This is a genomic window from Streptomyces sp. NPDC002868, from assembly GCF_055563295.1.
This window is the reverse complement of record NZ_JBVHDR010000034.1, coordinates 1-19,562: the sequence shown is the minus strand read 5'-3', so window position 1 is coordinate 19,562 and position 19,562 is coordinate 1. Positions and strand designations below refer to the sequence as shown.

The 19,562-nt window shown below is 67.2% G+C and carries 20 protein-coding genes; 15 read left to right on the top strand and 5 right to left on the bottom strand.

The window, feature by feature from the left end; all coding sequences use genetic code 11:
- The first annotated feature begins 476 nt into the window (after positions 1-476).
- Positions 477-1,349, top strand: a complete 873-nt coding sequence (locus tag ACZ3H8_RS38275; protein WP_467409662.1) for an SCO2400 family protein — start codon at positions 477-479, stop codon at positions 1,347-1,349.
- Between the two features lie 41 nt (positions 1,350-1,390).
- On the opposite strand, the gene ACZ3H8_RS38270 is transcribed toward ACZ3H8_RS38275, so the two are convergent.
- A complete protein-coding gene (locus ACZ3H8_RS38270; RefSeq protein WP_467409660.1) occupies positions 1,391-2,128 on the bottom strand; it encodes an SAM-dependent methyltransferase in 738 nt (245 codons plus the stop codon).
- Between the two features lie 48 nt (positions 2,129-2,176).
- Between ACZ3H8_RS38270 and ACZ3H8_RS38265 the strand changes: the two genes are divergently transcribed.
- Entirely contained in the window at positions 2,177-2,317 is a 141-nt protein-coding gene (locus tag ACZ3H8_RS38265; RefSeq protein WP_467409659.1) for a hypothetical protein, read from the top strand.
- Between the two features lie 88 nt (positions 2,318-2,405).
- Positions 2,406-3,074, top strand: coding sequence for an SDR family oxidoreductase (locus ACZ3H8_RS38260; RefSeq protein WP_467409656.1), 669 nt, complete (start codon positions 2,406-2,408; stop codon positions 3,072-3,074).
- On the opposite strand, the gene tnpA is transcribed toward ACZ3H8_RS38260, so the two are convergent.
- A complete protein-coding gene (gene tnpA / locus ACZ3H8_RS38255) occupies positions 3,031-3,459 on the bottom strand; it encodes an IS200/IS605 family transposase (RefSeq protein ID WP_467409655.1) in 429 nt (142 codons plus the stop codon). The genes ACZ3H8_RS38260 and tnpA overlap by 44 nt on opposite strands.
- 50 nt (positions 3,460-3,509) lie before the next feature.
- On the opposite strand from tnpA, the gene ACZ3H8_RS38250 reads away from it, so the two are divergent.
- Together ACZ3H8_RS38250 and ACZ3H8_RS38245 are read left to right on the top strand one after the other, a co-directional pair.
- Complete coding sequence (locus ACZ3H8_RS38250; RefSeq protein WP_467409654.1) at positions 3,510-4,724, top strand: RNA-guided endonuclease InsQ/TnpB family protein; 1,215 nt, start codon at positions 3,510-3,512, stop codon at positions 4,722-4,724.
- A gap of 42 nt (positions 4,725-4,766) precedes the next feature.
- Entirely contained in the window at positions 4,767-4,925 is a 159-nt protein-coding gene (locus tag ACZ3H8_RS38245; protein ID WP_467409652.1) for a hypothetical protein, read from the top strand.
- A gap of 167 nt (positions 4,926-5,092) precedes the next feature.
- Here ACZ3H8_RS38245 and ACZ3H8_RS38240 read toward each other — a convergent pair whose 3' ends face one another.
- Both ACZ3H8_RS38240 and ACZ3H8_RS38235 read right to left on the bottom strand, forming a co-directional pair.
- On the bottom strand, positions 5,093-5,320 hold the full coding sequence (locus ACZ3H8_RS38240; RefSeq protein WP_467409651.1) for an acyl-CoA carboxylase epsilon subunit: 228 nt from the start codon (positions 5,318-5,320) through the stop codon (positions 5,093-5,095).
- Positions 5,321-5,378: 58 nt separating this feature from the next.
- On the bottom strand, positions 5,379-6,956 hold the full coding sequence (locus tag ACZ3H8_RS38235; protein ID WP_467409650.1) for an acyl-CoA carboxylase subunit beta: 1,578 nt from the start codon (positions 6,954-6,956) through the stop codon (positions 5,379-5,381).
- A gap of 765 nt (positions 6,957-7,721) precedes the next feature.
- Between ACZ3H8_RS38235 and ACZ3H8_RS38230 the strand changes: the two genes are divergently transcribed.
- The 5 genes from ACZ3H8_RS38230 (at position 7,722) to ACZ3H8_RS38210 (ending at position 13,548) form a co-directional block, all read left to right on the top strand.
- Positions 7,722-8,264 (top strand): ATP-binding protein, encoded by a 543-nt coding sequence (locus ACZ3H8_RS38230; protein WP_467409648.1) that lies wholly within the window; start codon positions 7,722-7,724, stop codon positions 8,262-8,264.
- 171 nt (positions 8,265-8,435) lie between these two features.
- Entirely contained in the window at positions 8,436-9,707 is a 1,272-nt protein-coding gene (locus ACZ3H8_RS38225) for an MFS transporter (RefSeq protein ID WP_467409647.1), read from the top strand.
- A 54-nt stretch (positions 9,708-9,761) separates the two neighbouring features.
- On the top strand, positions 9,762-10,064 hold the full coding sequence (locus tag ACZ3H8_RS38220) for a hypothetical protein (protein WP_467409646.1): 303 nt from the start codon (positions 9,762-9,764) through the stop codon (positions 10,062-10,064).
- An 8-nt stretch (positions 10,065-10,072) separates the two neighbouring features.
- Positions 10,073-12,274: a sensor histidine kinase gene (locus ACZ3H8_RS38215; protein ID WP_467409644.1), complete on the top strand. Its 2,202-nt coding sequence runs from the start codon at positions 10,073-10,075 to the stop codon at positions 12,272-12,274.
- Entirely contained in the window at positions 12,274-13,548 is a 1,275-nt protein-coding gene (locus tag ACZ3H8_RS38210) for an ABC transporter substrate-binding protein (RefSeq protein WP_467409643.1), read from the top strand. The genes ACZ3H8_RS38215 and ACZ3H8_RS38210 overlap by 1 nt, the downstream gene beginning before the upstream one ends.
- Before the next feature lie 61 nt (positions 13,549-13,609).
- On the opposite strand, the gene ACZ3H8_RS38205 is transcribed toward ACZ3H8_RS38210, so the two are convergent.
- On the bottom strand, positions 13,610-14,320 hold the full coding sequence (locus ACZ3H8_RS38205; RefSeq protein ID WP_467409641.1) for a GntR family transcriptional regulator: 711 nt from the start codon (positions 14,318-14,320) through the stop codon (positions 13,610-13,612).
- 296 nt (positions 14,321-14,616) lie between these two features.
- On the opposite strand from ACZ3H8_RS38205, the gene ACZ3H8_RS38200 reads away from it, so the two are divergent.
- The 5 genes from ACZ3H8_RS38200 to ACZ3H8_RS38180 all read left to right on the top strand — a co-directional run bounded on the left by ACZ3H8_RS38200 (position 14,617) and on the right by ACZ3H8_RS38180 (position 19,449).
- Complete coding sequence (locus ACZ3H8_RS38200) at positions 14,617-15,411, top strand: putative hydro-lyase (RefSeq protein WP_467409640.1); 795 nt, start codon at positions 14,617-14,619, stop codon at positions 15,409-15,411.
- Between the two features lie 53 nt (positions 15,412-15,464).
- Entirely contained in the window at positions 15,465-16,229 is a 765-nt protein-coding gene (locus tag ACZ3H8_RS38195; RefSeq protein WP_467409639.1) for a LamB/YcsF family protein, read from the top strand.
- Entirely contained in the window at positions 16,226-16,900 is a 675-nt protein-coding gene (locus ACZ3H8_RS38190) for a 5-oxoprolinase subunit B family protein (protein WP_467409637.1), read from the top strand. Before ACZ3H8_RS38195 ends, ACZ3H8_RS38190 begins: the two co-directional genes overlap by 4 nt.
- Complete coding sequence (locus ACZ3H8_RS38185; protein WP_467409636.1) at positions 16,897-17,790, top strand: 5-oxoprolinase subunit C family protein; 894 nt, start codon at positions 16,897-16,899, stop codon at positions 17,788-17,790. The genes ACZ3H8_RS38190 and ACZ3H8_RS38185 overlap by 4 nt, the downstream gene beginning before the upstream one ends.
- A gap of 384 nt (positions 17,791-18,174) precedes the next feature.
- The gene (locus ACZ3H8_RS38180; protein ID WP_467409634.1) at positions 18,175-19,449 is read left to right on the top strand and encodes an MFS transporter; all 1,275 of its coding nucleotides are present in this window, start codon (positions 18,175-18,177) and stop codon (positions 19,447-19,449) included.
- The last annotated feature ends 113 nt before the right edge of the window (positions 19,450-19,562 follow it).

The window sequence follows — 19,562 nt, the reverse complement described above, 5'->3', positions numbered from 1 at the left end:
GTGAAGAAGTCACCGTCCGCCTCGACTTCCGTGGTTACCGAGGGTGAGCCGGGGGCGAGGACATCGAGAGCACCGTTGAGAGCGTCCCTCCACCCCATCAGCCTCACCTCACCTGTTTCGCCGTGCCCTGCTTCACAAGCGTAGGGCGCAGCACGGAAGTTGGGCAGAGCACACGGCTGTGTCGACGGGACAGGGCCGAGTCGCGCGTCGGCCCCGCCGACCGGTTGCTCAGCCCATCCATGCCTGACCAGCGGCGGCGGGATGAGCCCTCGCCTCCCTTGCGGCCCGCTCACTGACCCACCTCACCTGCACCCCAAACTCACCAGTTACCAGCCTTCGCAAAAGCGCCACAAGAGCTACGCACAGCCTTCGACAGGTGCCGTTAGCGTTGCTGTCCGCTCGATCCCGCGCGCGAACTTGAACTTGAAACAGGTCGCCGGCGTCCCTGCGGCGCAGTCAGCACAGAAAGATCACGGATGGACTACTGCTCCTCATGCCGTCGGACCCTCAATGGGGCCCTGGTTTGTCCCGGGTGCGGCGCATACGCCCCGGACATCGCCCCGCCTGTCCCTCACCTCGGTGACGCGGCTGCAAAGACCGCGACGACGTGGGAGGCGTGGCGCACGGAGGAGTTCCCGGCCTCGCAGTCCTACCGCGGCCCTCGTTTCTCCGATGCCGCACCGATCGGTACCGAGGTGTCCGAAGTGTCCGAGGATGCGGCGGCGGACGCATCGGACGTCGGGCCCTCCAGCGGCTCCGAGCACGCGGCTCCCGCGGTGCAGGGCCGCGCGGCCCGGCGTCGGCAGATGGTGACTTGGAAGAAGAAGCGGCGGCGGGCCGCAGTCGTGTCGGCGGTCGCGCTCGTCGGCGGTGGACTGACCGTCGCTGGGCTGCCGGACGGACCGTCGACCGACCCCGCACAGGCAGCCTCGGCGCCGGCGCCGGAAACCTCGGCCACGCCCCGGCCGCACACCACCGGCTCGTCGGCAGCGGAGACGGACGCTCCTGTTTCGCGGGATCACGGCACCAGTACCAAACCGCCCAAGACCACCAGCCCACCGCGGAACGCCACGGGCACCGTGGCAACTACTCCGACGAGGCGCCTGCCGCAGCACGCCACCGTCGCCGCCCACCCCACCGCGACGACGAGCCTGCAGCCCCACACCCCACCCGTGGCGGCCCCGGCCGGCGGAGTGTCCGGCCCCCACGCCGACCCGGCGGCCCCGCAGACGACCAAGCCCCCGTCCGCCACCGACGACGACTCCGCGGGGAACACGCCGACTGCGAGCCCTGCACCGACAGCTACGTCACCGGGGCAGGTCTGCGTGCTTGTCCTGTGCGTCGGCTGATTGCGCCCTTGCCATCGCGCCGGGCGTAGAGCTCTTCACAGTCAGTCGGACGTCTGACGTAGGACCATGCAGACGAAGCCCCAGGTGTCGCGGTAGACGCGTAGCCATTCGGCGCGGCGGGTCGTGGCCAGCGCAAGCGCCTGGGAGCTGTCCGGATCGGCAGGGTGATCCAGTGCCCATGAGGCCAGCGTCCCCCACAGGGTCCATTCGTAGTCGTCCAGCTCTTGGCGTGTGCTGACGTGCCCGTAGACGGGTGTCCACCCGTCGGCGACGACGCGGTCCATGGTGGTCGCCAGATCGGTGAAGTCCCCGAGCATCTCGACGGCCTCGTGGGAGGGGTCACGGTCCCAGAATCCCTCACCGATCAGGACGCGTCCGCCGGGAGCCAGGTGCTTGCGTGCCGCCGCGAGGGTGGGGAGCAGGCCGCCGAACGCATGCGTGGCCCCGACACTGAGTACCAGGTCGAACGAGTCCGAGGAGGTGAAGTCTGCGGCCTCCTGGCGGTGAAGAACGAGGCGATCTCGGACTCCGAGGTTGCTCGCGGCCTCACGGGCGTGCGCCAGTGAGTCCTCGGAGATGTCGACGCCCTCGGCGTGCAGGCTCGGGCGCGTGGCCAGGGCACGCAGAAGCCATTCCCCACCGCCGCAGCCAAGGTCGAGGACGCGCTCGTGGCCGCTGGGGAGGGCACATTCCAGCAGTTGGCGCACCGAGTCGTCGTCGAGCGGGGACTTTATCGGGTGATCAGCATGGGCGAGTCTGGAGATCTGTTCACGGTTCACCGGCGCAGCTTGCCAGTGCCCGAGGTCACACGCACCTGCATTTTCTCCGTGGACGGGACGCCGCTCAGGCAACCGTCGATCCACGGGCCGGCTTCGGGGGAGTGCCGGACCAGCAGCCCGGACGGCATGACCGTGGTGGGCGGCAAGGCGCTGCTGTCCGTCGAGTATCTGTGCAACGCCAGGGCATAGCTGATGCCTCACGCGGCGTGTGGTGCGGCGCCGATATCGGGCTGGTGTGAGACTGCGCAGTGGCGCTGAATCCTGCTCGGAGGGCTTCATGTCGAAACCACTCATCGTGGTAACCGGGGCGAGCCACGGCATCGGTCGGGCTGCAGCGGCGGCCTTCGCAGCGGAGCAGCATCCCTTGCTGCTGGTGTCGCGGCACCCCGTACCGCTCGACGGGCTGCCTTCTGAACAGATCATGTCGGCAGCGGTCGACGTCTCCGATTACGCCGCACTCGAAGCAGCAGTCCACACGGCGGAAGCCCGGCATGGGCCGACCGAATGCCTCGTCAACTGTGCGGGATTCCTCAGGATCGGCGCGCTGGAGACCCGGGACCCGACGGATATGTCCTACGAGGTCGACGTGTTGCTCAAGGGCGTGCTCAACGGGATCCGCGTGGTTCTGGGAAACATGAAGGCGCGTAACAGCGGCACGATCATCAATGTGAGCTCGATCGGTGACCGCGTGCCGGGCCCGGACGGCGAGGTCTATCACGCCTGCAAGGCCGCGCTGCATTCGCTGGCGGGCTCCCTGCAGAAGGGCCAGGCCGAGAACAACATCCGTGTCATGAACGTCGCGCCAGGCTTCGTCAGGACCAACATCCATCCTGATCTTCGCAGGGAATCCCGGCTTTCAGGCCGGGAGGGAATGCGATCTTTGGGCTGCTCTGACCCGCACGTTAGAGCGGGCGTTTCTGCTGCTCGATGTACTGGCGGACGATAGACAGCGGTGCGCCGCCGCAGGACCCCACGAAGTAGGACGGCGACCAGAACCGGCCGTGCATAGTGGCGCGGTTGGTGCGGCCAGTGAACTCCTGCCGCAAGTAGCGGGAAGAGACACCCTTCAAGCTGTTGACCAGCTTGGACAGGGCAACCTTCGGCGGATAGTGCACCAGCAGGTGCACGTGATCCTCTTCGCCGTTGAACTCCTTGAGTTCCGCCTCGAAGTCCTGGCAGACGTTCCGCATGATCTCTTCGCAGCGTGTCAGCATCTCGTCGTTGAAGACGCCGCGCCGGTATTTCGTTACGAACACCAAGTGCACGTGAAGGTTGTAGATGACGTGGTTTCCGCGACGGATGTCGGGATCTGGTTCCCAGCGTGGTGACATACGCCAAGGGTAGTATGATCAAGCGAACTCGACCGGAGGGGGTGGGCTGGATGATCCGTGCGTACAAGTTCCTCATGCGGCCCACCGTCCGGCAGGGCCAGGCGCTCGGCGAGATGCTGCGGGATCACTGCTCCCTCTACAACGGGGCGTTGCAGGAACGCCGGGACGCCTACCGGCACACCTCGAAGACCACCGTCCGGTACGGGACGCAGTCGGCGCAGTTGAAGGAGATTCGGGCTTTCGACCTTGAGCGTCAGGGGCGTTGGTCCTTCTCCTCGCAGCAGGCCACCTTGCGCCGGTTGGACAAGGCGTTCGCGGCGTTCTTCCGCCGGGTGAAGTCCGGCCAGAGGGCCGGGTATCCCCGTTTTCGTGGGGTGAACTGGTTCGACACGGTGGAGTTCCCCAAAGACGGCGACGGCTGCCGGTGGGACTCCACCTCGCACGACCCTGTCACCCGCGTGCGCCTGCAAGGCGTCGGACATGTCAAGGTCAACCGGCACCGGCCGGTAGTGGGCAAGGTCAAGACGATCAGCGTCAAGCGCGAGGGGCGGAAGTGGTTCGTCGTGCTGACCGCCGAGCAGGAGCAGCCCGAGCCGCTACCGGGGACCGGCAGTGTGGTCGGCATCGACCTGGGCATAGCGAACTTCTTCGCCGACTCCCATGGCGGGTTCGTGGAGAATCCGCGTCACGGCCGCCACGCTGCCGCGAGGCTCGAAGCCGCGCAGCAGGCACTGTCCCGGTTCCCGCGACGCAGGGCGAAGGACCGCACCGCCAACCACCAGCGGGCCGTCGAGCAGGTCGCCAAGCTGCACGGCAAGGTGCGCCGTCAGCGCCTGGACCACGCGCATAAAACCGCCCTCGGCCTGGTCCGCGACCACGACTTCATCGCGCACGAAGACCTCAAGATCCGCAACATGAGCAAGGCCCCCGCCCCCAAGCCGGACCCCGACCAGCCGGGCACCTTCCTGCCCAACGGTGCCCCGGCCAAGGCCGGGCTGAACCGCTCGATCAACGATGCCGGTTGGGGGGTGTTCCTCGCGATCCTGAACGCAAAGGCTGAAAGCGCCGGGCGGGAAGTGATGGCCGTGGACTCCCGCAACACCTCCCGTACGTGCCCCGAATGCGGGCACACAGCGAAGGAGAACCGGCCCACACAGGAGAAGTTCCACTGCGTCGCCTGCGGCCACACCGCGCACGCCGACACTGTGGGCGCTCTCAACGTTCTACGGGCCGGGCTGGTCCGTCGCGAAGCCCAACTGGCATAGCGAGAAGCCCCGTCCTTCAGGGCGGGGAGGAGTCACGCCGAGATGGGAATCAGCTTCGAGGAGTACTGCGAGCGGCTCGGCCATCCAGACTTCATCGGCGCCGACGAGTTGGCCGAAATCATCTTGTCCTGCTGGAAGCTACCGCAGCGCATTTGCGTGCGCGACATCGTCGTCATGCCGACGAGCTCGGACTTCGGTTGAGCCCAGACGGCGCCGCGACGTGACATCAGGGGGATGGCCAAGCATCTGTTGGCGCCTGCGGGGTCATATGAGCCTTCGGGGCGGGCGCCGCTTGGATCAGGATGGGTCCGCGGTCGGGGACGTACATCAGTGAGAGCGCGAGTATGCGGGGATCGGCGCGCGGCGGTTCAGCGGGTCGGTTCGGCGGGTGTTGTGGTGGTGAGATTGTTCAGGCGGGGGAGCGTCTGTCGACGTAGGGCGATGGCGGTGGCGCGATCGGTCCAAGCGGAGACCGGGGGTCTGCGGGGTGGTTCGGGGGCGGCTGCCGCGGTGGCGGCGCGGGCTTGGACCACAGCGATGACGGCGGCCAGTTCTTCGGGGGTGGGCTGCCCGTACAGCACCTTGATGGGGGGCATGGTGTGCTCCTGGATGGGAGGGGAGGGGCGTCGGCAACGTCCGGCGGTGGCTGTTGGTCTAGAGCGGGATGTTGCCGTGCTTCTTCGGGGGCAGCGTCTCTCGCTTGGTTCGCAGCGCCCGCAGGCCGCGGATGATGTGCTGCCGCGTCTGGGACGGCATGATGACGGCATCGATGTCGCCTCGCTCGGCGGCGATGTAGGGGTTGAGGAGCGCCTCCTCGTACTCGGCCATCGCCTTCGAGCGCTTCTCCTCCAGGGAGACTGGGTCCGGGACTTCGGCCGCGGTCTGCGCTTCGGGATGGAGGACGTCGACGGCGCTCTGGCTGCCCATCACCGCGATCTGTGCGGTGGGCCAGGCGAGGTTGAGGTCAGCGCCCAGGTGAGTGGAGCCCATGACGTCGTAGGCGCCGCCGTATGCCTTGCGGGTGATGACGGTGATGAGCGGGACGGTTGCCTCGGCGTAGGCGTAGATCAGCTTGGCGCCGCGCCGGATGATGCCGTTGTACTCCTGGTCGGTGCCCGGCAGGAAGCCGGGGACGTCCACGAAGGTCAGTACGGGGACGTTGAAGGCGTCGCAGGTCCGCACGAAGCGGGCGGCCTTTTCACAGGCGTCGATGTCCAGACAGCCGCCGAACTGCATCGGCTGGCTGGCCACGATGCCCACCGGATGGCCCTCGACGCGGCCGAAGCCGGTGACGATGTTCGGCGCGAACAGCGGCTGTGTCTCGAGGAATTCGTGGTCGTCGAGGACATGCCCGATGACGTGATGTATGTCGTAGGGCTGGTTGGGGGAGTCCGGGATGACCGTGTCCAGCTCCAAGTCCTCGGCACAGGCCTCCAGTTCGGCCTGCTCCGGGTAGGCCGGTGGTTCCTCGAGGTTGTTGGAGGGCAGGTAGGACAGCAGTGACTTGACGTACTCGATGGCGTCCTTCTCGTCGCCCGCCATGTAGTGCGCGACACCGGTGGTGGTGGTGTGCCGGCGGGCGCCACCCAGCTCCTGACGGTCGACGTCTTGGCCGGTGACGGTTTTGATGAGATCCGGCCCGGTGGTGACCAGGTGCGAGGTCCGTTCGGTCATCACGGTGAAGTCGGTCAGGGCAGGGGAGTAGACCGCACCGCCTGCGCACGATCCCATGATGAGCGAGATCTGTGGGATCACTCCGGAGGAGTGCACATGGCGGCGGAAGATCTCGCCGTAGACGCCCAGGGCGCTGCCGCCGTCCTGGATGCGGGCCCTGCCGGCGTCGTTGATGCCGATGAGCGGGCAGCCCGTCTTCAGCGCGAAGTCCATCACCTTGACGATCTTCCGGCCCGCGGCTTCGCCCAGAACGCCGCCGAAGACCGAGCAGTCCTGGGCGAAGACGGCCACCGGCCGGCCGCCGACCGTGCCGTAGCCGGTGACCACGCCGTCCCCGTACGGGCGAGTCTTTTCCAGCCGCGCGTTGCTCAGCCGGTGCTCGGCGATCTCGTCCAGCTCGACGAAGGAGTTCTCGTCGAGCAGTTCCTCCACGCGCTCGCGGGCACTCACCCTGTCTTTGGCGTGCTGCTCTTCCACGACGTGCACGGCCTCGTTGATCCGTCGCAGCAGAGCGTTGATCTGCCCTGCGGCGGAGTTATCGCTCTCCACTGCGGCCATCGGGAGTCTCCCTCTCCTTGCGTGTAGTGGTGAAAACGTGAGGTTGGCCCTGTCGACGCCTCGCTCCGGCTGCATAGTAGAGAATCGTTGAACGATTCTTCAATGGCTTGGGAAGTCTCTCCTCCGCTCGAGCTCGAGTGCGAGCTCTCGGCTGGTGATGGACGCCCATGTGGCGGCGCACGGGTTGTGCCCCGCCTCGTGGGCGCGCCCTCCTGGTCGGCGGGTCGCCCCAGGCTTCCCGGACGTCAGTGGCACGGGTCGGATGAGGCGCCGCTCAAACCGCAAAAAGGAATCGTTTACTCAAACATTACGAAACGGGCTAGATGGGCCTCGATGGTCGGGGATGGGCGGTCATCGGCCCCGATCCGGGGGTGGGGCATGTTGGTCGCGTTGGCCCCTCTGTGTTGAATTGTTGCAGGTGGGCGGGGGTGGAGCAGTGAATTGAGGGTGGCGGAGCCGTCCCCGGCCGTTGACATGCCCACAGCGCAGCGGCCCATCAGAGAAGCTGCGGAGGTGCACTACGGAACTCCGTTGCCGACTGACGACGGGGTTGACAGCTGTTGGAGTTGACTGATAATCCAGAAAAAGGATCGTAGAACGATCCTACGCACTGGAAGGCGGAGGTCGCGACTCGCGATCGGGATCAGCTTCCCGTCCCGCGATCCGGCCGATGCCGCGGCATCAGCCATCATCCAGCCGCTTCGAGCCTTCTCGCAGGCGGACCGCCGCGCGGCGTAGTCCGTGCACATTCCCAGTGAGCGCGCAATGCCTCCTTTTACCTCCATTCAGGCGCAGCCGGTCATCCCGGGTGCCGACACTGCTGACCGTGCCGGCACTGCCGACTGGGAGACCTGGGTCCTGCCTTCGACGGCCGCATCCGCTCAGTCCGCCCGCCGGCAGATTGGGGACCGGCTGCAGGCGTGGGGCCTGCCGCATCTGGTCGATGATGCGGAGCTGATCGTCTCCGAGCTCCTCACCAATGCGATCTGCCACGGCTCGGAGCACGATCCGGTCTGGCACACCGTGCGGCGAATCCGCACTCCGGCCGGGGACGCCGTTCGTCTCGAGGTCGGCGATTACGGCCGTGGGTGGAGTCGTGTTCCGGCTCCCCGTGAGGCGGGCGACGACATCCACTGCGACGGGCGGGGCCTGTACCTGGTCGAGGTCCTGTCCTCGAGCTGGGGTGCCTGGCGCCTGCCGCACGGCCATGTGGTGTGGGCCGTGCTGCCGATTGATGCCGAGCTTGCCGGCTCCCGGGCGGCGAACGACTTCGTGCCTCGGGTTCACCGAGATGAAGTCGAGTTGTAGAAAAAACTTCTGTCCCTCTTGAAGGATCGTTCAACGATCTCTACGTTGGTCCCACGTCGAGCCGCATGTGCCTGTAGTCGGGATCTCGTGAAGAGGCCAGAAGCACGGACGGCAGCGCTGAAGAACGTCTTGACGCCAGTTCCCCCTTCTTTCTCCCCCCGTGAGGTCACCGTGACATCCACTCCGACCAGCACTCCGACAACAGTGGGGGGCGAGACCACCGGCCCCTTCGCCTGGTTCCGGTCTATGTCCCCGCAGGGCCGTCGAGCCTTCAGGGGCGCATTCGGCGGATACGCCCTCGACTCCTACGACTTCCTCGTGCTCCCGATGGCCATGGTCGCCATCACGGCCTACTTCAGCCTCACCACGGCACAGACCGGGCTCCTGACCACGGTCACCCTGCTGGCGTCCGCGGTCGGCGGCATCCTCGCCGGAGTCCTGATCGACAGAGTCGGCCGGGTCAAGACCCTCATGATCACCGTGGCCACCTACGCCCTGTTCACCGTGCTGTGCGGCTTCGCCACGAGCTACCCGATGCTGCTGGGCTTCCGGACATTCCAGGGAATCGGCTTCGGCGGTGAATGGGCGGCCGGAGCCATCCTGGTTGCCGAGTACGCCAAGCCGCGCTATCGCGGCCGGGTCCTGGCCTGGGTCCAGAGTTCCTGGGCGGTCGGCTGGGCGCTGGCGGTCATTGTGGGCACCACGCTCATGAACAATGTCGACCCGGACCTCGCCTGGCGTGTGCTGTTCTGGACGGGAGCCCTGCCGGCGCTGCTGCTGGTGTACGTGCGGCGCAACGTCGAGGACGCCCCGGGGGTGACGGAGCGGCTCGCGAAGAAGGATGCGCGCGTTCCGCTGTCCTCCATCTTCAAGGGCGGCCTTGCCCGCAAGACGTTCTTCGCCACGCTGCTGTCCACCGGCGTGATGGGCGGGTACTACACCTTCGCCACCTGGCTGCCCGCCTACCTCAAGACCGAGCGCGGTCTGACGGTCGTCGGCACCGGCGGCTACCTCTTCGTACTCATCACCGGCGCCTTCTGCGGCTACGTCACCGCCGGTCACCTCGTCGACCGCCTGGGACGCAAGGTAGCTTTCGCGCTCTTCGCGTTCCTCAGCGCAGGACTTCTGGTCGCGTACGTCAACATCCCTCCGGGCTCGAACACCCTGCTGCTGTACCTCGGATTCCCCCTCGGCTTCAGCGCATCCGCCATCTTCTCCGGATTCGGCTCCTACCTGGCCGAGCTCTACCCCAGTGCGGTCCGAGGCACCGGCCAGAGCTTCACGTACAACGTCGGACGCGCGCTCGGGGCGATCTTCCCGACCGCTGTGGGCTTCTCCTCCGCGGGTGTCGGCGGTGCGCTGATCTACGGTGCCATCGGCTACGGACTCGCCCTCGTCGCCCTTCTGGGACTGCCCGAGACGCGCGGATCCGAGCTCACCTGAATCAGCGCCTGGACCGGGGCGCACATCCGACCAACTGATCGGTGGTGGCTGGCGATGAAGCAACCAGCCACCACCGACATGGCCGGAGTCCCCCATTCCGACATCCTGCTGCGCGACAGCACAGGCGCGGTCATGACGTTCGGCACCGGCGGCCCGTCGGCGATTGATCCGACGACCCGCATGCTCCTCGTGCCCTTCCGGCAGGCGGGTCGGCAGCATCCCATGAAAGGTTCCATCCCTTGCGCGCGAGAGCACGCCGATCCCCAAGAGCACGGCCCCGGCACCGTTTCCGGCCCGACCTCACAGCGGTGCGCCACCTCACTCAGCCCAAGAACTGGCGAGTCCGGAACAAACTGACAGCCGTCGTGCTGATCCCCGGGCTCCTGGCCGGCGTCCTGGCGGCCGTCAGCCTCTCCCGCACCATCAACGACGTAGACGACTATGGACAGTTCTCCGCCCTCGCGCGTCTTCAGCAACCGGCCCTCCGCCTGGTCCACGCCCTCCAAGACGAACGCGACGTCACAGCCGGATTCATCGCCGGCCGGCGCAAGGGCGCCGAGGCCAACCCCCGGCGGCAGCGCGCGGAAGTCGACACCGCCGCCGCCCTCTACCGCCAGGCCGCCGACGACATCGACCCCTCCCACGATCTCCAGCTGTCTATAGCCCTTCGCTCCGCCGCGGAGGAACTTCGCAGCCTTCCGGCGCTGCGTACTTCCGTGGACGAAGCCAACTTGACGCAGAGCTCGATCCTCGCCTACTACACCACCGCCATCAACAGGCTCATGGACCTCGGACCGGCCCTGGCCGCACACAACGGCGGCAGCAAGGCCGCCAGGCAGGCCCGGGCTCTCAACGCTCTCTCTCGCGCCGTGGAGCACACCAGCCGAGTGCGAGCCGACCTCAACAGCGTCCTGACCACCGGCACCTTCCTCGTCGGCCAGTTCCCGGACTTCGCGGGCGCGGTCGCACGCCAACAGGAGTCCGTCGACGACTTCCTGGCCACGGCCAACGAGGCACAGCAGAACCTGTACGCCGACACCGTCAAGGGCGTATCGGTCAGTGCCACTCAAGCCATCCAGGAACGCGCCGCCGAGCAGGCACAGGCCCCCGGCGTCGACGTCGACCCGGCGACATGGAGGAAGGTGTCCACCCACAAAATCACGCTTATGCGCGAGGTGGAATCACAGATCCTCGACCGCCTCATCACCCTCAGCGGCCAGGCGCACGCTTCCCGGCAGAGCGCAGCGCTGTCGGGAGCGGCAGGCTTGCTCGCCGTATTCCTGGCGACCGGCTGGGTGGTCACCGTCGTCGTACGGTCCATGACGCGCCCGCTCAAGACCCTGCGCATCTCGGCGCTTCAGGTCGCCAACCAGCACCTGCCCGAGGCGCTCACACGGCTGCGGCAGGCCGACATCGATGATTTGGGCGACTACCGGGCCACACCGACCGCTGTGGCGTCCAATGACGAGATCGGGGAGGTCGCCGAGGCATTCGACGCCGTGCAGAATGCCGCCGTCGCTCTGGTGAAGGACCAGGCCGCACTCCGCGCCCACATCAACGGCATGTTCATCCACCTCTCCAGCCGCAATCAGCACTTGGTGAGCAAACTGCTCACCGAGATCGGAGACATGGAGCAACACGAGGCCAACCCCGATCACCTGGCCCGGCTCTTCCGGCTGGATCACCTGGCCACTCAGATGCTGCGCACGGACGAAAGCCTCCTGGTGCTCGCGGGCTCCGACACCGGGCGCAGATGGCAGCAGCCGATGCCCCTGCCGGAGATTCTGCTGGCCGCCAGCGCCGAGGTGGAGCAGTACACCCGCATCGACTGCCGGCCGGCGGGCGAAGTCGCCATCGTGGCGGACGCCGTCACCGACCTGGTGCACCTGCTCGCCGAGTTGATGGAGAACGCCACGGTCTTCTCCGGCGCCGGCTCGCGCGTCACCGTGACGTGCCGGCCGGCTCGCGGCCATCACACCGACCTCGTGATCTCTATCGAGGACCGAGGCAGCGGAATGACGGCCGAGTACCTGGCGACCGTGAACCACCGCCTGGCCTCAACCCTGTCCCTCGACCCTGGAGCGGGGCAGAGCATGGGCCTGTTCGTCGTCGGCCGCCTCGCGGCCAAACACGGCATCGGCGTGCACCTGATTCCCTCCCCGCGCCAGGGGACCACGGCTCTGGTACGGATTCCCCGGGATCTGCTGGCCGGCCGCGGCCCTGACCACACGCCCGGTCACGGACATGCCACCCGGTCGGCCCTTGCCGACTCCGCCGCGGCGGGCGAGGCCCCGGCCCACCCCGGTCCAGTCGGGGCGGCGGCTTCGCCGGCGGTGCCCGCATTGCCACTCGAGGGCGAAGCTGCTCCCACCCACGGCGGACACCGGACCACCGACGCCGAACCGGCCTTCGGCTCCCCACAGGAATGGCTGGACCACCGCCGCTTCGCCGAAGGCCTGCACGCCAGTGGAAGGCCGTCACCCGCCTCGCTCCCCAGCCAGTCCAACCACAACCCCACCAGCAGCGACACCCGCGGCAACCTGCCGACCGGAGAAGGGCAATCCTGATGTCAAGACCGGCCACGGGCACCGGCCTACTGCTGTGCACCGCCCTCCTCCTCACCTCCGCCTGCACCGGCGAGCCGGCCGTACCGCCATCCGACGCCACTGTGAACATCGGCTTCCTCGCGCCGCTGTCCGGTCCCGCCGCCTCAGCGGGCGCCGAGACCAAGCGGGGCGCCGAACTGGCTGTGGACATCATCAATGGCCATCACCCCTCGATCCCCCTGCCGCTTGGGCCAGGAGCAGGTCTCCCCCGCCTGCACAACGCCAAGATCAAGCTCCAGGCCGCCGACACCGCAGGCCCCCCATCGCGTGGCGCCACCGAAGTGGCGCGGCTGGTGAGCACCAAGCATGTGGTCGCCATGGCCGGGGGATACGAATCAGCCGTCACCGAAGCCGCCAGCGCACGCTCCGAGCGACTGAAGATCCCCTTCGTGAACGGAGGTTCCTCGGCATCATCGCTGACCGAGCGGGGACTGGACTGGTTCTTCCGCACCGGCCCCTCCGACCTGAACTACGGCCGCGTGGTCTTCTCCCTGCTCAAAGAACGCCAGAGCAAGGGAACTTCCGTCAAACGCATCACGGTCGTCCACACCGACGATCAATACGGCAATGACGGATCCGCCATGATCAAACGTCTTGCCTCCCACATCGACGGCAAAGTCGTCGCCGCCATCAAGGTCAGCGCCCAGTCCACCGACCTGTCCTCCCACGCGCAAACGGCGAGCGGATCGGATCCCGATGTCGTCCTGACCCTGCTGTACACCCCCCAGGCTCTGGCGCTGAGAGCCTCCTTCGACCGTCTCGCCTACCGGCCACCCGCGCTCATAGCGTTCGGAGGGGGCTATGCGGATCCGGCTTTCATCCAGAAGGACAAGCGCGCCGCGGAGGGCGTCTGCAGCCGCTTCGCCTGGTCGGCCGACCTGGCCCAGCACAACCCCACGGCCAGGGCTGTCGCAGACCTCTACAAGCAGACCTACCACGCCCCCATGAACGACGACGCCGCCCGTGCGTTCACAGCCGTCATGAGCCTCGCACAGGCGATCAACGATGCCCGGTCCCGCACACCGGCCGATATCCGCTCAGCACTGGTGAACATCGATGTTCCAGGGCGGGACACGATCATGCCGTGGGACGGCGTGAAGTTCGACGACAACCACCAGAACATCGGAGCCCGGGGCATCGTTGAGCAGATCCAGAACGGGCGGTACCGCCTCGTCTATCCCTTCGATGTTGCCAACGCACAGCTGCATTGGCCCATGGCCGACGCCGGCGGATAAGAGGAACCCGGTGGCGACAGTGAGTGATCAGGCAGTCGGGGCCGTGCTGGGCAGGCCCGCTCTACAGGTGTGAGCCACCTTCAGCGATGCGGTCGGAGTACCTCTGGACGAGCTGTTTCTCGGCGTCGTCGAGGTAAGCGGCCAGTAGCAGCTCGGCCTTGACCCTGTCCGCTGCCTTGAGGGCGGCGAGGATCTCCCGGTTGCGCGCCAGGTACGGTTCATGGAAGCTGCGCGGATTGTCCATGGCATGAAAGACAAGGCGCAGTTCCGCCAGGATGCCGCGCATCAGCTCGTCCAGACGTTTGCTGTGGGCGAGGGCCACGACGGCGTGGTGGAAGTGGATGTTGGCGGTGCCCAGCTCGCGCCAGGCGCCTTCCTCGGCGGCCTTTTCCCCTTCGGCGACCGCAGCCTCGGCCGGGCTCAGGTCGTAGGGCGGTACCCCGAGATTGCGTACCGCTGCGCACTCGATGAGTCTGCGTACCTGGTAGATGTCGGTGACATCCTGCACGGTGAGCATACGGACGAATACGCCGCGGTTGAGCTGGTGGACCAGCAGCCTCTCGTGGGTGAGCAGACGAAACGCCTCTCGGAGAGTGTTGCGGGAGATCCCCAGGGCGTTGCCGATGGTGTCTTCGGAGAGCTTGCTCCCCGGTGGCAGGTAGCCCTCGGCGATGCGCGTACGCAAAATGTCAGCGACCCGGTCGGCGGTGCTGGAGCGCCCGAGCAACGCGCGGTCATTGACGAGCGCGGCTTGGTCGACCTCGGCTGTCATGGCTTCCATCCTTCTCACACGGCCGACGGTGCGTCCGACGGTCTCCCAGGGGCGGTTTCCTGTGTTGTCTAGTCAACCGGAAAGCTGCGGACGAAACAACAGAGCCCTTGTCGGATCGTTCAACGATCCTCTATATTTGCTGGTGTGGCCGTGAACAGTCGCGCCCCAAGATCCACAGACATCACAGGTCAGGGCAGGGGAGACGCGGAACGTCGTTCACAGGCCACCGGTGCCGAACGCCCGACCGCACAGGCGCGGCAATAATTCCAGTGGGCAGTGCGACGAGAGGAAAGCTGATGACGACAGTCGCCGATCCGCAGGCCCTGACCCCCGGCGAGGCGCGGGCGATGTTCCGGGACGGCGCGAGCTTTCCCACCGCAGGGTGGTGCGCCACTTACACCCAAGTCAATCTCATCGCAGTCCCCGCCGACTGGGCGTATGACGTCCTCCTGTTCTGCCAGCGCAACCCCAAGCCCTGTCCCGTCCTGGATGTCACCGACCCGGGGTCCTGGTCCACGACACTGGCCGCCGACGCCGACCTGCGCATCGACGTCCCCCGCTACCGCGTCTGGGAGAACGGCCGGCTGGTCGACGAACCCTCCGACGTCATCGATGTCTGGGGTACCGACCTGGTCACCTTCCTCATCGGATGCAGTTTCACCTTCGAGACCGCGTTGACCGACGCAGGCGTACCGATGCGCCACGTCGACCAGGGGCGCAACGTAGCGATGTACCAGACGACCCGCGAGTGCCGCCCGGCCGGCCGGCTGCACGGCCACATGGTGGTGTCCATGCGGCAGATCCCGGTCGACCTCGTCGGCACCGCGACCCGCGTGAGCGGGCTGATGCCCTCAGTGCACGGAGGCCCAGTACACATCGGGGAACCCGGCGCTCTGGGCATCGAGGACCTTGCGTGTCCGGACTTCGGTGACCCGGTGTATGCGGAGCCGGGCGATGTGCCCGTGTTCTGGGCGTGCGGCGTCACGCCGCAGGCAGCTCTGATGGCCTCGCGTCCGCCATTCGCGATAACTCACGCACCCGGATACATGCTGATCACCGACGCCCGAGACACCGACTACCGCCTCGTATGACGGCGCGGTGGTACCTCGTGCCGAACGGACTGTTTCAAGGAGACCAGGCAGCGATGACAGACATCGTGATCGACCTCAATGCAGACCTCGCAGAAGGCTACGGACGGTGGGTGCTCACCGACGACGAGGCCATGTTGTCGGTCGTCACCAGCGCCAATGTCGCCTGCGGCTTTCATGCGGGCGATCCGAGCATCATGCGCCGGGTCTGTGACATGGCGGCCGAGCGCGGCGTGAGGATCGGCGCCCAAGTCTCCTACCGGGACCTGGCCGGGTTCGGCCGCCGGGCCATGGACGTACCGAGCGACGAACTCGCCGACGAAATCACCTACCAGATCGGTTCCCTTCAGGTGTTCGCCCGGGCCGCCGGAGCGACGGTGTCCTACGTCAAGCCGCATGGCGCGCTGTACAACCGCGTGGTGTCCGACCAGGAACAGGCATCCGCCGTGGCTGCGGGCACCCGGCTCGCCGACCCCACACTGCCAGTGCTGTGCCTGCCCGGCTCCGCCATGCACGTGCAGGCCCAGCGTGTCGGACTCCCCGCGGTCGACGAGGCATTCGTCGACCGTGCCTACACGGCGACAGGGACGCTTGCCCACCGGGCCACCCCCGGTGCGGTGATCACCGATCCACAACAGGTCGCCCGCAGGGCCGTCGCCCTCGCGCGGGACGGCCGCGTCACTGCGCTGGGCGGCGAATCCGTGTCCATACGAGCGCATTCCCTGTGCCTGCACGGGGATACCCCCGGAGCGGTCGAACTGGCCAAGCAGACACGCGCGGCGCTGGAGGAGGCCGGAGTCAGGGTGGAGGCGTTCGCATGAGACTGAGGCCGGTCGGGGAGGACTCCCTGCTTGTTGACCTGGACACGCCTGAAGAGGCCCAGGCCTGGCACGCTCAGTTCCTGAGCCGCCGTAGCGCAGGAACACTGGCGCCGGTACGCGAAATCGTGCCCGGAGAGAAGACCGTTCTCCTGTACGGGGTGTCCGATGTCGACGCCCTCGAGGCGGAGTTGCGCCAGTGGTCCGTGCCCACGCTGGCGGCCGACAGCGGACCCCTCCTGGAAATCCCCGTGCACTACAACGGGGCAGATCTCGGCGCGGTCGCTGAACTGTGGGGAGTCCCCGAAGAGGACGTGGTACGGATCCACAGCAGCATCGAACACCGCGTGGCCTTCTGCGGATTCTCCCCAGGATTCGCGTACATGACCGGACTCGGCGAGAAACACCACGTGCCGCGCCGTGCCGCACCACGCACCTCTGTACCCGCCGGCTCCGTTGCGCTTGCCGGCCCGTACACCGGCATCTATCCGCGTGCCTCCCCCGGCGGCTGGCAACTGATCGGAACGACCCACGTGCGCCTGTGGGACATGGAGCGCGAGCCCGCAGCGCTGCTGATCCCCGGCATGCGAGTGCGGTTCGTCCCCCAGGAGCCCAGGTTGGAGAGCACTGACGGACCTGCAGCAGGAACGAATGCCGAAAGGCGCATCGCATGAGCGGCGGCAAGCTGGAAGTCGTACGGGCCGGCGCGCTCACCACCATCCAGGATCTGGGCCGGTTTGGTCACGCCAGCCTTGGCGTGCCGCGCTCCGGGGCACTCGACCAGCCGGCACACCGACTGGCGAACCGACTGGTGGGCAACCCCGCCGACGCGGCAACACTGGAGACCACGCTGACCGGGGTGGCCGTGCGCACCACGCAGGCCGCGATCGTTGCAGTGACCGGGGCGCCGGCACCGGTGCGGGTCAACGGTCGGCCGGCGGCGTGGGCAGGCGCAGTACACCTGCCGGCTGGCGCCGTGCTCGAGGTGGGTACAGTCACCAGCGGCTTGCGCAGTTATGTCGCCATCAGCGGAGGCGTCGCGGTACCTCCCGTCCTCGGCAGCCGCTCCACCGACCTGCTCTCCGGCCTCGGCCCGGACCCGCTCAGGGGCGGGGAGACCCTGCCCCTGGGCGAGGTAGTCGGCTCACCGCTCCATGCCGACACGGTGGTGTGGCAAGGGCCCCCAGAGGAACTGGTGCTTCCTGTACTGCTCGGCTCGCGGGACGACTGGTTCACCACCACCGCGGTCAACACGCTCGCCACCGCCCGCTTCTGTGTCTCTCCCAGCAGCAACCGCATCGCGCTGCGGATGGACGGGCCCACTCTCGAGCGGGCTGTACACCTTGAAATGCCCAGCGAAGGCATGGTGGTGGGGGCGGTCCAGGTGCCGCCCGATGGGAAACCTGTCCTCTTCCTTGCTGACTGCCCCACCACCGGCGGCTATCCCGTGATAGGTGTCGTACCCGAGAACCGGCTGCCCGCGGCCGCCCAAGCGGTGCCGGGCCTTCAGGTCAGATTCGTGCCGGCCCGCCGCCGTGACGTGTTGCAGAGGGCTGTGAACTAGGCATTTTCCTTGTACGGGTGGGGAGTTGAGGGCAAAGTCGGCGCGGGCCGACCGGGCACCGGGTGCGCGCGGCCCCGTCACTTTCCGCGACCTCTACCTGCGCCAGTACGTCGTCGCTCCGGCGTCCCCGGCGAGTCAGCTGGGCTGACTGGCCCTGTACCTCGCCCCGGCCCGCAGGATCCGGACCGGAGTGTGTGGGGGAGGCGATGTGGTTATAGCGGGAGCTGTCCGCGGCGAAACGGTGATGCGACATCGGGGCCGCAGAGATGCGTGTCGCTGGGGTTCTCGTGGAGGCTGGAGTCACGGGATGCACGGGCAAGGTCCGCGCTGGCGGCTCGGGAGACTCTCCGACGCTTCTTCCCCGTCTTCGTTGTGAGGTGCACCGTGGCATCTACTCCAACCGGCCCCCGGGCAGTCGGCGAGGAGGTGACTGGTCCGGGGTCCTGGTACCGGTCGTTCACCCCGCAGGGGCGCCGGGCCTTCAAGGGGGCGTTCGGCGGATTCGCTCTTGATTCCTACGATTTCCAGGTGCTGCCGCTGAGCATGGTCGCCATCGCGGCCTACTTCAGCCTCACCCAGGCGCAGGCAGGGCTGCTGACCACGGTCACGCTGGTGATGTCCGCTATCGGCGGCATCCTCGCCGGGGTACTGATCGACCGGGTCGGCCGGGTCAAGACCCTCATGATCACTGTGGGTACCTACGCCCTGTTCACCGTGCTGTGCGGCTTCGCCACGAGCTATCCGATGCTGCTGGTGAGCCGCGCTCTTCAGGGCATCGGTTTCGGTGGGGAGTGGGCAGCCGGCGCGGTCCTGGTCGCCGAGTACGCCAGGAGCCGCTACCGCGGCCGGGCGCTGGCCTTCATCCAGAGTTCCTGGGCCGTCGGCTGGGGACTGGCGGTCATCTTGAGCACCGTGGTGATGGACAATCTCGACCCCGACATCGCCTGGCGGGTGATGTTCTGGACCGGTGCTCTGCCGGCACTGCTGGTGGTCTACGTGCGCCGCAAGGTTCAGGATGCGCCCGAGGTGACCGCGCGGCTCGCGAAGAAGGAGGAGCGCGTTCCGCTGTCATCGATCTTCCGGGGCACCCTCGTGCGCAGGACGTTCTTCGCGACGTTGCTGGCCACCGGCGTGCAGGGCGGCTACTACACCATTGCCACGTGGCTGCCGACCTACCTCAAGACCGAGCGTGGCCTGACCGTTGTCGGTACCGGTGGCTACCTGTTCGTGCTCATCACCGGCGCCTTCTGCGGCTACCTCACCGCCGGCTACGCCGTCGACCTCCTGGGACGCAAGAAGTCCTTCGCCTTGTTCGCGGTTCTCAGCGGAGGCCTGCTGATGGCCTACATCAACATCCCCCAGGGCGCCAACAGCCTCCTGCTGGTCCTCGGCTTCCCCCTGGGCTTCTGTGCCTCCGCCATCTTCGCCGGCTTCGGCTCCTTCCTGGCCGAGCTCTACCCCAACGCGGTCCGCGGCACCGGCCAGAGCTTTACCTACAACGTCGGACGCGCCATCGGAGCCTTCTTCCCGACCTCAGTGGGCTTCGCGGCAGGCAGCGCAGGCGTCGGCGGCGCTCTCATTTACGGCGTCATGGGCTACGCCGTCGCCCTCGTCGCCCTCCTCAGCCTGCCCGAAACCCGCGGCACCGAACTCACCTAAGCTTGTCCTACCTTCCAAGCGTGGGTCTGAGCCGGTCATTCGTAGGATCGGCAGGACCCAGGGGTTCCGGGTATGGCTGTGAGCTTGTCGCCGCTCGATGGCTAAAAAAACTT